The organism is Bacillus sp. NTK074B, assembly GCF_017303375.1.
In the GTDB taxonomy this organism is placed as follows: domain Bacteria; phylum Bacillota; class Bacilli; order Bacillales; family Bacillaceae_B; genus Rossellomorea.
Map to the genome: position 1 here is coordinate 128744 of NZ_JAFKOH010000004.1, position 13166 is coordinate 141909.

Here is a 13166-nt window from a genome sequence, read left to right on the forward strand (position 1 = left end):
AAATGTATAGAGTCAAATTCTAAGGAGGAATTGTTATGTTACCTGAAAAACAGCAGCAAATTCAATTAGTCTCCCGTCCTGAAGGAATGCCTGTAAAAGAAGATTTCCTTTATAAAGAAATCGATGTGCCACAGCCTTCCAATGGGGAAGTGCTTGTCAAGACGATTTACCTTTCCGTGGACCCTTATATGCGTGGGAGAATGTCTGATGCCAAATCGTATGTTGAACCTTTCAAGCTAAACGAGGCATTGGCCGGCGGAGTGGTAGGAGAGATCGTGGAATCAAAATCTGCACGCTTCCAAAAAGGGGACTTCATAGTCGGCATGCTTCCTTGGCAGGAGTATTCCGTTGCGAATGAGAAAGAGGTCCGCACCATCGATCCGGATGTCGCACCAATTTCTACTTACTTAAGCATCCTTGGTATGACAGGACTTACTGCGTATTTCGGTCTGATGGACATCGGTCAGCCGAAAGAAGGAGAAACCGTCGTCGTGTCCGGTGCTGCAGGTGCAGTCGGATCCGTCGTCGGGCAGATCGCGAAGATCCAAGGTGCCCGTGTCGTCGGGATTGCAGGATCTGATGAAAAAGTCAGCTACCTGACGGATACTTTAGGATTTGACGTTGGTATCAACTATAAAACAACGGATAATATTTACGCATCTTTAAAAGAAGCATGTCCCGATGGGATCGACGTGTACTTTGAAAACGTTGGTGGTGAAATCGGAGACGCTGCCCTTAGTTTACTAAACAAACATGCTCGTATACCAGTATGCGGAGCGATTTCTTCCTATAATAAAACCGATCGTGACCTTGGACCGCGTGTACAATCAAGACTGATCAAATCAAGCGCACTCATGAAAGGCTATGTCGTCAACGACTACAATGACCGCTTCAAAGAAGGCGCAACTCAACTCGGCCAATGGCTGTCACAAGGAAAACTTCAATACGAAGAAACCATCACAGAAGGCCTCGACAACGTAACCGACGCCTTCCTCGGACTCTTCCAAGGAAAAAACATCGGCAAACAACTCGTCAAAATCGCCGACCCAAAAAAATAATGAATTTGAGGGACGGACCTCCATTTTCTCACCATAAACCCTGATATATCAACAATCGGGTAGGCGGGATGGGTGTCCGTCCCTCTTTTTCGCACATCCCTATGTTTACTCCTCCCCATTGGGCGGGAAAAGGAAGAGATATGTGAGAAAACAGTTATTGAGGAGGAAATATAGTGGAGAAGTACCAGATGTATATTAATGGAGAGTTTGTGGATAGTGTATCGAAAGAGACGTGGGATGTCATCAATCCGGCGAATGAGGAGACGATTTCATCGATTCAGCTCGGTACGGAGGAAGATGTCAATCACGCAGTGGATGTTGCCCATACGGCTTTCCTTTCGTGGAGCAAGGTTCCTTCAAAAGAGCGGGCATCGTATTTATATAAAATTGCTGATAAGCTGGAGGAACGCAGGGACCAATTCGTTCAAATGCTGACAAATGAAAACGGAAAGACCCTTGCGGCTTCTGAAGGGGAAATCGATCTTGCCATCGAATATTTCCGTTATATGGCGGGCTGGGCGCTCCGCTATGAAGGAGAGATCCTTGAAAGCGAGCGATCGAACGAGAACATACTCGTGTATAAGAAACCGATCGGAGTTGTATCCGGGATCGTTCCTTGGAACTTCCCGATGTTCATCCTGGCAAGAAAAGTGGCGCCTGCACTTGTGACAGGATGTACAATCGTTCTGAAACCAAGCCAGTACACACCAAATACGGCGTGTGAATTTGCTAAGATCGTAGATGAAGTGAAACTGCCTAAAGGGGTCTTCAATCTTGTAACAGGAAAAGGCTCCGATATCGGGAACCCAATGTCCAGCCACCCCAAAGTACGCATGGTGTCCATGACGGGAAGCTACCCGGCAGGCTCGAAAGTAATGGAGGCAGCTTCCAAGTCCATTACGAAAGTAAACCTGGAGCTGGGCGGTAAAGCACCGGCCATCGTCACGAAGCATGCCAATATTGACCTTGCCGTCGAAAAAATCAAAACGTCCAGAATCACAAATACTGGTCAGGCGTGTACGAACGCGGAACGCGTCTATGTGCATGAGGATGTGGCGGAAGAATTTATCAGCAAGATGACTGATGCAATGAAAAATACAACAGTGGGTGATCCCACAAATCGTGATAATGATATCGGGCCTCTCGTCAATAAAGACCGCCTTGAAACCGTAACTGAAATGGTCAACACTGCTGTAGAAAACGGCGCGAGAATCCTGACTGGTGGAAAACCGGTTAATATAGACAAGGGATTCTATTTCGAACCTACCGTCCTTGTTGATGTGGAGCAGGAGATGGACATCATCCAGGAAGAAATCTTCGGTCCCGTCCTCCCAATCATGACGTACAAGGATTTTGATGAAGTGATCAAGCTAGCCAATGATACGGATTACGGCCTTTCTTCATCGATCTTCAGTGAAAATCTCCACGAAATCATGAGAGCTGCAAATGAGCTCCAATACGGAGAAACCTTCGTCAACCGGGAGAACTTCGAAGCCATCAACGGGTTCCATGCGGGACGCGGTCAATCTGGAATCGGCGGAGCCGACGGTAAACACGGATTGAATGAGTACCTCGAAACACATGTTGTATATCTCGAGTACGATGAAAACTATAATGGATAGAACAGATAGCCTGACCATAGACGGTCAGGCTTTTCCTCTTTATCCCCAACAAAAAAAGCCCTCCTGAGTGGGAGAACTTTAAAAACGATTATGAAATGATGAAGAAGTTTGCAAGAGCAAGTAATAATAGAATGATGGCAACACCTGAACTCATCCAAAGAATATCCTGAAAATCCATCTTCATATCAGCCAGTTTATCCTTCTTTAGCAACGGACTTCACTCCCTTGAAGATTTTCAATAAATCCAATGACTTTAAATAGGGACAGGTCCAATTTTGGATTGTCTGATGTGGAGCAGTTGGAGCACTCGATTTGATTGACATTCATCGTGGAACGGAATTCGTTCTCACAACGCGTACACTCCAGTATATGTAAATCCTTTTCCTTTCCTTTGCGGTCAAATTGAATTCTCTCTCTTCCCTGGTTAATATAGCTCATCATATTCTCTCCCGTCGAATGTTATTTAGTACATATTTACCCGATGTAGAGAACATAAAACGTGATTTATCTGATTTCTTGGAGAAAATGATTGTGCAGAACATTGCCGTAGCCTCTCTATGCTACAATAATCAAAGAATGTTGAAAGGAGGCGGCGATATGATCAGTCAACCAGCAGGGTTTTGGATGCGGGTAGGTGCGGGAATTGCCAACGGGTTCTTTATTAATCTTCCTCTACTTGTCCTTTTCGCTATTGTGACGGACCAGTTTAACCCGGATGATCCAATTGTTTCGTTCATTATGTTTCTTTACTTTCTACTGACACCCGTCTTTTGGAAGGGGTACGATGTAGGGAAAAAGACAATGGGTATACGAATCGTGAAGAAAGATGAAGGAAACGTACATATCGGAAACATGTTGATGCGAAATGTGGTTGCCGGAATATTTTATCTCATCACTTTTGGTGTCGGTGCCATTCTAAGCGCATTTTTCGTTATATTCCGTGATGATAAGCGTGCAATCCATGACTTGATAGCCGGAACGTATGTAACAAAGACATCTCCCAAGGAAATGTCTTTGCACTTGGAGAATTAAAAAACAACCAGCCGCGGCTGGTTGTTATAGTCTCTTCTCCATGAAATGCTGACTCTGTCCCTTCGGAAAATCCTTCAGGACACCAAACTCCTTATACCCCATTTTTTTATAAAACGTCGGTGCCTGAAAGCTGAACGTGTCCAGCATAACGAGACGGCAACCTTTTTCCCTCGCATACTCTTCTGCCCGGTGAAGTAATTTCGCCCCATATCCACCTTTTCTGTAATCCTTCGACACCCAAAGAAAATCCACATGGAGATGATGCCAGAACATCTGACCGGTCACACCACCAACGATTTCACCCTCATCGTTTCTCATGATAAAACTGATGTTTTCAAGTGGCGTTTTCGTTTCTTCATCGATCAGGTTCATATTGTATTCAATCAACTTTTGCCGTATGTAATCACTGTCTTCTTGAACCCACTGCTTCTTGATTTCCATCTTCATTCCTCCTCTATCACTCTATTTTTCCTGAACATCCACTCCCAGTCAATTCCCTTTTTTGCCAAAATGATGTTTAAACACCTCCTCAACCGTTTATATGAAAAGTAAGAAATTCATAAGGAGGAGTTCCATGTCTTTAAACAAAACGCTAAATGTACTGGAAAATCTGTACTTACAAAAACCGGATAAATTACTGACAGTCTACTTAAACACGGACCGGAGCGACCCTGATCAGCAGGGCGGCGAATGGAAGATTGCCCTTAAGAACGGGTTCAACCGGCTTGAAGAATATCTCGAAAGTGCACCCGAAGAACAAGAACGTCTTCAAACGATCCGGCCGAAAGTGGAAAACCACGTGCACAGCCTGGAGCGCGAACTGCCACGAAGCTTTATCATCTTCGCTTCAGCAGACAGCGGCATCTGGGAGACATTCGAGCTTCAGGTCCCGGTTGAAACGAACTTCTACTGGGAGGAGAATCCTCAACTCGATCAGCTGAAGTCCCTTCATCAGGAATATCCTTTAACGGGGCTTATCCTTCTTCAGCAAAATCAAATCAAGATCCTCACCTCTTCTTTCGGTGAAATCCAGACCAGCGAGTTCATGGAATTCGATTTGGAAACCGATGACTGGCGGAAACATGAAGGACCCCATCATGCAGATGTCAGCATGGGAAGCGGTGGTGGGAAAGCCAATCAGCAGGAAGAATTCGAAAGCCGCTTGAAAGCCAATCAACAACGCTGGTGGAAGAGCCTTGGCAGTATCCTTGACAAAAAGGCGGCTGATGAAAAATGGGAACGGATCGTTCTCGTCGGGGATAAGGAAGAAGCCGCTGTCTTGGAAGAAAGCATGAATAAAGAAGTTCATGAAACCATTGGGAAAAACTTACTGAATGAGAATGAGCATAAAGTGGTAGAGAAACTACTGGCATAATCATTATCCACCGTCTTTCGTCCGGACGGTGGATTTTTATATGAGGAGAATATCTGTCGTTTTGAAGATTCACACGCCGTTGTTCACATTTATCTGCCTCACGTTCATTTTAACTGTCACTCCACGGAATTCAACACACTCCACCATCATCCGGCCCTATCAATCATACCTCTAAAACATTTTCCTCTAAACAGGCACATGCCCCTCTTTCATTCATACACTAACATAAGGAGGTGTGTGTCCGTGCTTTCACGTATAAAATGGTTATCGTTTTCGATTGAATTATTTCTTGCTGTCCCAATATTCGGTAATATCGCCGGAGAATCCATTCCTTTTCTCCTCTGCTTAATAGCTCTGTGGCATGCGAGCGTTCTGTATATTTCAAGGTCGGAAGATCAGCCGATCCTTGGCAGTATCCTTGGAATACTTGCTTCCTTCCTGAACTTCTTCCCGGTCATCCGATTGATTGCCCATGCAATCACTGCAATTGTCCTTATTTTTGAAATACAGAAGGCTCCCGGGATGGAGTGAAACAAAAAGGATGATTCTCCGAAATTGAGAATCATCCTTTTATTCTTTCTTACTGCACAACTCCGCCGGCATTCACGTACCTAGCATTAAACTCCTGAAGGAATTGATTCGTGATGGCATCGTCATGAATGATGAGCATATTTTCATCGTTCACGTTATTGCCGTTTTCACTCCAGTTGGTCGATCCTACAATGACGGTCGGATCACTGTTTGTATCTGCATCGATCAGCATCGTTTTGGCATGCAGCTTGCGGCTTTCGTTCGCTGCATACACTGGTGCCGGATTTGCCCAGCGTGTGTTGGGGTTATTCGTACTCGTTTGCGTGGCCGTTCTTCCTGTCATTTCGATACTTGCCGACCACCATTGATTCCAGAAGCCCGGGTCGAATACGCCTCTTACATCAAAGCCTGTCAATGTCCCCTGGTTATCTACATAGCTTCCTTCCCATTTGTTCTTCAATTCATCCACCAATGCCTGATCACTCCAGGCGAAAATGGTGAAGTATGCATTCTCGTCCGCTTCCGTTTTCACAAGTTCCGTCATGCGCCCGACAGCGTCATCACCAGAAGAGAAGTAGATTTCCACCTTATCCCCACCGATTGTAAGAGAATGAGGTGTGTTATCGATTTTACGGGTGCTGAAATTTGAAACGGTATTATCAGGGGTTGTCGTCCCGCTCCCCCACATTTCGTCAAATTCCGTTTTGTAAATTTCTGCTAATTCCGGCGAGTGGACTTCAACCACATGCTGTTGATTTCCGTCCAGAATTCCCTGATTCATGTTTTCTTCTGAGCCGTAGAGTCCTGTTACGGTATAGTTCCAGCTGCCTGTGAAGACCCATTTCCCATCGATTACGGCAAATTTATTATGCATTTGATTTCCGGGAGAATAGTAGCTGTCTGTGCCTTTCCATTCCCCTTCCACGAACATATAGCCTGTTGTCGCTGTGCTTCCGACAGTCACGTTTCGTTGCGGAAAGTCTGTGAAGCTTGCCGGCAGATCGTATGCCGCCCGTTTCGCTGCATCTTCTACGACAAACATTGGAGAATCGGATAAAATATGGGCATCATCTCCTGTGCCGACTACACCATCCTGGCCTCGGACGAGCTTTTCTAAATATAAGCGCATCGTTTCATAACGCTCTGTATAATGAGGATCCGTTGCGTCCTTTGCATCGGCAAGAATCCGCACGTCTACCCCTTGGGCTGCTTTACTTATCAACGAATCGATCACTCGTGGCAAGTTAATTTCATATGTGGCCAAATCAATGGATGTCGTTGCAGCGTTTAAACGCTTCAGTAAGCGATCCTCCAAATTGACATTGTAATTCGCTTCGTTACCAGGCATGGCATATTGAATCGAAGCACTCTTGTTGAAGTATACATTGATCGCACCAAGCTCCTCACTCACATTGGTAAGGGATTCAGTGCCCCCACCTGAAGGAGCAGAAGAGTTGGCAGCTTTCGGCGTTCCAAAACCACCTTCATAAGCAGTAGTGGCCGTATTCCAGTTTGTTGAAACCGTCCCGCTGACGGAGGAGTCGATTCGTGCCATCGCAGCTTTTGTCGTATTATCCCCTGCATACCAGCTGTTCACTTCATCAATCACAGTGCCTGATGCGTCTTTTAAGTACAGGACTTCATTGGAATTTCCGAGGCTTCCTGTATAAATCTGATCGGCTGCTACGTTCGAAATCGTGCTGTCGCTTGTTCTTTCCAGTAAAAAATAATCCTGTGCCGGGACCGTTCCACTTAAGGCAATGCTCGGTGATCCATCCTGCGCTTCAAGCACCCATCCATCCAAGGACAGATCAGCTGAAGTTGGATTATGTAATTCGATCCATTCATTGTTATAAGAGCCCGTTGTACCCATCCAGGCCACTTCGTTAATAACAGCGGACTGAGTCGCTGCTTCCACACCTTTGTTCCAATCACCCTGAGGCTGAATCATGCCTCCAGTCAGTAAAAATAGCATACTGATAATCGATATTGATACTTTTTTTGCCCTCATGTCCTTTCCCCTTTCAAAATACAAATAGATAAGAATGATTACAGTACTAGTATATTTTGTCGCATTTTGTAATGTAAGGGGAGAATAGACATGACTTTTCTAATAATTTTGTAAATATTGTAGACTCTGTGTAAACGAACAAAACTATATCCCCACTAATTTTACTATATTTTCTACTATTTTCTCGTCATCCAGAAAGAAACGTTTATTTAATAGGAAAGAATCTTTTATAGTTCAAAAGACTCCCATAACAAAAAAACAAAGCCCTACACAGACTTTGCTTTTATAATTCGATTTCCCATTCTTCCTTCATTGCCAGATATAACAGAAGAAGCGTATTTTCCAGCTCTTCATATGTCTTGCCTTCCATATCGATCCCGAGTTTGGGGAATAAGATATCAGCTAACTTTTTGCTCAGATGGTTCCGTTCCGAGCGTGGCAGCTGCCCGAACCTGTTGGCATACGTTTTGACCAGCCTCCATTCTTTGGCACCGAGCTGCTTGAGAGTCCACTCTTCCACTGACAGATCTTCCTTTTGAAGACCACGTAGGCGAACTTCTTTTTCAATGGCTTTCTCTTTTCTTTTCCCTTTGATCCGCCGCTCATGAACCACGATGGTTCCCGCTACGATATCCCCCACGCGCTTATGCCTGGAATGAAGGAAAATCATAATCATTCCAAGGAAATACGCGGCCGGCAGCAAATCGATGATTCTTAATAAATTGCGGATGAAGCAGGATAGGAGTGTCACACTATGACCGTTCTCCTGCATCACACGGATCCCGAGCAGGTGTTTACCTACCGTTTTCCCTCCCCAGAAATATTCCAAGGCTAAGAAGTATCCCCAGTTCAGGACAAAAAGGGCAATGATGGCGAATCCCCACAGTGTTGAGTTGATTTCGAACATATACAAGCCAAACGGACCGTTATTACCCGTCGTGGCGAAAAAGAGGATCACCACAATCAGAATATTGAGGATGCCTAAGATGATTTGATCAATCATAAGTGCGGCTGCCCGGCTTCCTAATCCAGCCGGCTGGAATTGCAGGGATACATATTCGGGGGTCCTGATATCGACTTGTCCTTCTTGCATGGTCATCCCTCCTTTTGGTTGAATTTACCTTTAGCGGTTTCTATTTTTTTCTAAACTTACTATAATAATAGATAAGAAATCAAAAGAACAAGTAGGTGTCACAATGAATGTGAAACAATTTGTCAAACAGCACCGGGACGAATGGAAGGCCCTTGAAGATCTCCTTGGAACCCTTCGCAAAAAGAAGAACATGAAGGGGAATTCCATCGATCAATTCAATCGGCTCTATCAAAAGGCTGCTCAAAATCTGTCGTACAGCCAGACGTATTTTCCCGATGAGGAAGTGACGGATTATTTGAACGGACTCGTGTCGAAATCTCATAATCTATTATACAAAGATCAAATCTCCAGTGGAAAACAGGTCAGGCATTTTTTCTCCACCACGTTTATCGGACTGCTTCTCGGGCAGTGGAAATTCGTGATCATCGCCATGCTGTTATTTGCGGTTGGTGCTATCGGTGCCTTTCTTTCCGTTGTGAATGACCCCCTGCATCTCTATTCCATTCTGCCACCTGAAATGTCACAGGGAGTGGATCCGGGCAACCTGGGTAAAAGGGACGGTCAGGTGGATTCTTCCATCATGTCCGCAGGCATCATGACCAATAATATCAAAGTAGCATTCCTGGCATTTGCAGGCGGTGTCACATTTGGTATATTAACGGTCTATATGCTGGTGTATAACGGAATCATCGTCGGCGCACTAGCAGCTGTTTTCTGGCATCAAGGCATGAGTTACGAATTCTGGGCTTATATCGTTCCCCATGGGATGATCGAGCTTACGGCCATCTTCATAGCCGGCGGTGCAGGATTGCTGATGGGCTATAAGCTCTTTGTTCCAGGCCGCTTCACACGGGGATATCAACTGAAGGAACAGGCGAAACGTTCCGTCCAGCTCCTCCTGGGTACGATTCCGCTGTTTGTGATCGCAGGAATCATTGAAGGCTTCATCACACCGGCCGCCATCCCGCTGGGTGCAAAATATATGGTGGCATTATTGACGGTCATCGGCTTGATCCTGTATATGATCATCGGTAAGCTCCGACTGAACAAGGCAGTCCTAAACTAACCCCCGGTTCATCATATCGATATAATGCGAGACGGCGGTACTTGCCAGTTTCTCTTCACGGGCCTCTACCATCAGGAGGCCCTGACCCTCCCACTTGGCTTTCTCCCTCTTCTTGACAAGCATCTGTTTCTGGGCCATGCTTTTCATCATTGCCCTGATGTCATCAACTGGCTCCGACTTGATTTGATTCATCAACATGTCATCTTCTATCCCGATCATGAAAAAGAGATGCTGCCTTCTTAACCTCTGGAGATAATAAAGAGCGTTATCTTCATGGAGGAATGTGTGAATGTCACTGAATAACAGAAGCAGGCTCCTCTTCTTCTGCACAGTCTGAACATAATGCAGGACTGCAGCATAATTGGATTCCGCAGCGTCCACCTCAAGATTATAGATGCGGTTGAGGATCGTCTGCAGATGAGCCATCCCTTTGGCAGGTGGAATATAAACCTTCACTTTCTTACTAAAGGCAAGAACCGACACATAGTCCCCATTTTGAAGGGCAGCTGCTGCAACGGTCAAGGCGGCTTCAAGAGATTTTTCCAACCGGTTTCCTTTCTTTAGCTCTGCCCCCATCATTCTCCCACAATCAATGAGAATCGTAATATACTTTCCATGTTCAGGCTCGTATTCATTCGTCATCACTTCCCTGAGCTTTGCTGTTTGTCGCCAGTTGATCTTTCTCGGGTCATCCCCGACGACATAGTTCCTGATCTTCGAGAACTCCCCTGCGCCACTCTGCCGCTTCCTGATTTTGACGCCTTCATGCAATAAAAAACGCTGGGCGTCTTCCAGAACCTTTCTCGTTTCGGCCAAATCCGGAATGACTTTCACAGTATCAGGACTTTCCACCGTTTTTTGCTTCTCCCATAAGCCGAGGGGACTTCGATAACGGAAGTATAATCTGTTCAATACGTAGTCTCCTCTGACCGGTGTGATCACTTCATAGGATCCGCTCCCGACCGAATGGCCATGAAGGGGGCCTTTCAGAGGTAGGGACGTTTGAAAACTTTGAGGTGTCCCGTCCAGTAGGCGAAACGTCAGATCACGGGGAGAGTTGTTCGTTATTTCTAGGGAAACCTTGTACGTGAGGCCCCTCTCCATTTGGTCGGGGATTCCACGATTCACATCGATCTCCTTTTTGGAAGGAGAAAACAGGAGATCAACTAGACTCAATCCAATAAACAAAGCATTCGATATAAAAATCCACGTCCATGACAATCCAATCAATGTCCCAACTAAGAGGAGAGCAGAAAAGCCCGCGTACACCATTAAAAGCCTGGATGTCGGAAGGATCCCCTTATCTTGGAACAGTAATCGATCCAATAAGCTCCTGGATGACTTGGTCAATGGTCAGTCCCTCCAATTCTACGTGCGGGGATAGCTGTACGCGATGTCTAAGGGCGGGTCTTGCCACCATTTTGATATCATCCGGTGTGACGTAGTCCCGTCCTGACAGATAGGCCCACGCCCTTCCTGCTTTCCCGATTGAAATCGCCGCCCTTGTGCTCGCCCCGAAGCGAATCGACTCCGTTTCCCGGGTCTTTCTTACGATTTGCATAATATAATCCAACACGGCATCACTCAAGGTGACGTCCTCGATTTCTTTTCTGATGGTTAAAAACGTGTCAATGTCGAGAACCGGTTCCACTTCGCTCCTGTCAGCGTGATTCTCGATCACTTGTTTTAAGACAGATTTTTCTTCTTCAAATGAAGGAAAATCAATATCGAGCTTGAACAGGAACCGGTCCTGCTGGGCTTCCGGAAGTGGATACGTCCCTTCGAATTCAATCGGATTCTGGGTTGCCACGACAAAGAATACCTCTTCAAGAGGATACGTCGTCCCCTGGATCGTCACCTGCTTTTCTTCCATGGCTTCAAGTAGTGCCGCCTGGGTCTTCGCCGGGGTCCGGTTGATTTCATCCGCCAAAAGGACATTGGTGAAAATCGGCCCTTTGATCGTTTGGAAGCTATTATCCTTCATGTTATAAATGGTACTGCCCGTTATATCGCTCGGTAACAGATCCGGGGTGAACTGGATCCGGTTAAAGCTTCCACCCAGTAATCGGGACAGGGTCTTCACCATCTGGGTCTTTCCGGTACCGGGCACACCTTCAATCAATACATGTCCCCCTGCCAGAATGGAAGACAGTAGGAGTTTAAGATTCGTCCCCTGCCCGATGATGCGCTCTTCAAATTTCTCCATTAAGGATGTGATTTCTGGTTTCAACGATCCTCCACCTCTTTCCTGAATATCTCAATCTTCTTCGACCATAATACGTATTCCTGCTTACTGATTCGTTCTCTATTTAACAGACTTTTCATCCCTGATAAGAAAGCATCGATTTCCTTGCCTGAAAAAGCAGGCAATCTCCGTTCCAATGGCCCTTTCAATTCTGACCACTCTTTGCTTGTCGGGATTCCCCAGCGTTCCTGGAACAGAACTCTTACATAATCCGACTGAATCAACAGGGATGCCTTGTACTGTTTCCCTTTCAAGTACCAGGCTGAAAGGGCTTTGATTCGTTCATCACTGAAACGGACCATCTCTTCCCGGGGCACATGGATGCTTCCAAATCTTTTCCCTTGCATCCACAGCGCCAGAAGGATGAAGATCGCCAGTTGAAGGAGGAGAAACAAAAGCCATGCAGGATAAAGGGTCGTAAGGGTTGCCCCGCTTTCTCCACCGTGGAGATATTCATCAATCAGGATGGTTCCATCACTCGCTCCCCCGTTTTTTAACAGAAGGAGAATCATGGATAGATGATCCTTCTTAAGAATATTCCCATTTGCCATCCATGCCGGGGTGGTGGAAATAATCAAGTGACCTTCCCCTATTTCAGACTTGTAGGCAATCGTTCCGAACACATCGTCCAGTAAGACCGTATCACCGTCCCTCTCTTCCAAACGGACGTCCGATAAAATATCGGCTTGATATGTATGACCTTCTCCATCACGGATGACGGAACTTCCTATCCCTTCTCCTCTCGGGACAGCCTTCGTACCGAACATTCCTTTTGGATTATCTTTTAATAGGAGGATCGTATTTCCTCTCATCATGAATTCCTCGTACTCTTCCATTTCTTCCTTATCAGGAATCGTGAACGGCTCAGCCATAATCAAGAGTTGACCGGACTCCGTTTTCGTTAACCGGTCAGGCGAATGAGTCCAGCGCCCGACTGACTCTCCCTCGTTTTCTAAATAGGTGTAAAGGGCTTTCGTTCCCGTAGGGGAAGGTGACTCCGATACATAAGATGGATACTCCTTTAACTTCTCCGGTGACAGAAAGACCCCGAGTGCAATGAATAAACCAAGAATACCGAAGAGCCAAATCCACGCTTTGATCGTTGACTTCAATGCTCAATCCTACCTCCTTTC

The 13166-nt window shown here is 45.9% G+C and carries 14 protein-coding genes; 6 read left to right on the plus strand and 8 right to left on the minus strand.

Annotated elements, in window-relative coordinates; translation table 11 throughout:
* The first annotated feature begins 35 nt into the window (after nt 1-35).
* Together JI667_RS08655 and aldA are read left to right on the plus strand one after the other, a co-directional pair.
* Nucleotides 36-1058, plus strand: coding sequence for an NADP-dependent oxidoreductase (locus tag JI667_RS08655; protein ID WP_206852125.1), 1023 nt, complete (start codon nt 36-38; stop codon nt 1056-1058).
* A 173-nt stretch (nt 1059-1231) separates the two neighbouring features.
* A complete protein-coding gene (gene aldA, locus JI667_RS08660) occupies nt 1232-2680 on the plus strand; it encodes an aldehyde dehydrogenase (RefSeq protein ID WP_206852127.1) in 1449 nt (482 codons plus the stop codon).
* Nucleotides 2681-2768: 88 nt separating this feature from the next.
* Here the strand turns inward: aldA and JI667_RS22895 are convergent, their stop codons facing one another.
* Together JI667_RS22895 and JI667_RS08665 are read right to left on the minus strand one after the other, a co-directional pair.
* A complete protein-coding gene (locus JI667_RS22895; RefSeq protein WP_280515477.1) occupies nt 2769-2891 on the minus strand; it encodes a hypothetical protein in 123 nt (40 codons plus the stop codon).
* Entirely contained in the window at nt 2885-3121 is a 237-nt protein-coding gene (locus JI667_RS08665) for a hypothetical protein (RefSeq protein ID WP_206852129.1), read from the minus strand. Before JI667_RS08665 ends, JI667_RS22895 begins: the two co-directional genes overlap by 7 nt.
* A gap of 156 nt (nt 3122-3277) precedes the next feature.
* Here JI667_RS08665 and JI667_RS08670 point away from each other — a divergent pair, with 156 nt between their 5' ends.
* A complete protein-coding gene (locus JI667_RS08670) occupies nt 3278-3712 on the plus strand; it encodes an RDD family protein (RefSeq protein ID WP_206852131.1) in 435 nt (144 codons plus the stop codon).
* Between the two features lie 24 nt (nt 3713-3736).
* On the opposite strand, the gene JI667_RS08675 is transcribed toward JI667_RS08670, so the two are convergent.
* Complete coding sequence (locus tag JI667_RS08675) at nt 3737-4153, minus strand: GNAT family N-acetyltransferase (RefSeq protein WP_206852132.1); 417 nt, start codon at nt 4151-4153, stop codon at nt 3737-3739.
* A gap of 133 nt (nt 4154-4286) precedes the next feature.
* Between JI667_RS08675 and JI667_RS08680 the strand changes: the two genes are divergently transcribed.
* Nucleotides 4287-5087 (plus strand): VLRF1 family aeRF1-type release factor, encoded by an 801-nt coding sequence (locus JI667_RS08680; RefSeq protein ID WP_206852134.1) that lies wholly within the window; start codon nt 4287-4289, stop codon nt 5085-5087.
* A gap of 243 nt (nt 5088-5330) precedes the next feature.
* Complete coding sequence (locus tag JI667_RS08685) at nt 5331-5618, plus strand: hypothetical protein (protein ID WP_206852136.1); 288 nt, start codon at nt 5331-5333, stop codon at nt 5616-5618.
* A 49-nt stretch (nt 5619-5667) separates the two neighbouring features.
* On the opposite strand, the gene JI667_RS08690 is transcribed toward JI667_RS08685, so the two are convergent.
* A complete protein-coding gene (locus JI667_RS08690; RefSeq protein ID WP_244668258.1) occupies nt 5668-7629 on the minus strand; it encodes a phospholipase D-like domain-containing protein in 1962 nt (653 codons plus the stop codon).
* 283 nt (nt 7630-7912) lie between these two features.
* Nucleotides 7913-8722, minus strand: a complete 810-nt coding sequence (locus JI667_RS08695; RefSeq protein WP_206852138.1) for an RDD family protein — start codon at nt 8720-8722, stop codon at nt 7913-7915.
* A 103-nt stretch (nt 8723-8825) separates the two neighbouring features.
* On the opposite strand from JI667_RS08695, the gene JI667_RS08700 reads away from it, so the two are divergent.
* On the plus strand, nt 8826-9788 hold the full coding sequence (locus tag JI667_RS08700) for a stage II sporulation protein M (RefSeq protein WP_206852140.1): 963 nt from the start codon (nt 8826-8828) through the stop codon (nt 9786-9788).
* Here JI667_RS08700 and JI667_RS08705 read toward each other — a convergent pair.
* The 3 genes from JI667_RS08705 to JI667_RS08715 are packed head-to-tail and all read right to left on the minus strand — an operon-like array spanning nt 9780 to nt 13145.
* Nucleotides 9780-11138 (minus strand): DUF58 domain-containing protein, encoded by a 1359-nt coding sequence (locus JI667_RS08705; RefSeq protein WP_244668259.1) that lies wholly within the window; start codon nt 11136-11138, stop codon nt 9780-9782. The two genes, JI667_RS08700 and JI667_RS08705, sit on opposite strands and share 9 nt — an antisense overlap.
* Nucleotides 11089-12018, minus strand: a complete 930-nt coding sequence (locus tag JI667_RS08710) for an AAA family ATPase (protein WP_206852142.1) — start codon at nt 12016-12018, stop codon at nt 11089-11091. The genes JI667_RS08705 and JI667_RS08710 overlap by 50 nt, the downstream gene beginning before the upstream one ends.
* The gene (locus JI667_RS08715; RefSeq protein WP_206852145.1) at nt 12015-13145 is read right to left on the minus strand and encodes a DUF4350 domain-containing protein; all 1131 of its coding nucleotides are present in this window, start codon (nt 13143-13145) and stop codon (nt 12015-12017) included. Before JI667_RS08715 ends, JI667_RS08710 begins: the two co-directional genes overlap by 4 nt.
* Between the last annotated feature and the right edge of the window lie 21 nt (nt 13146-13166).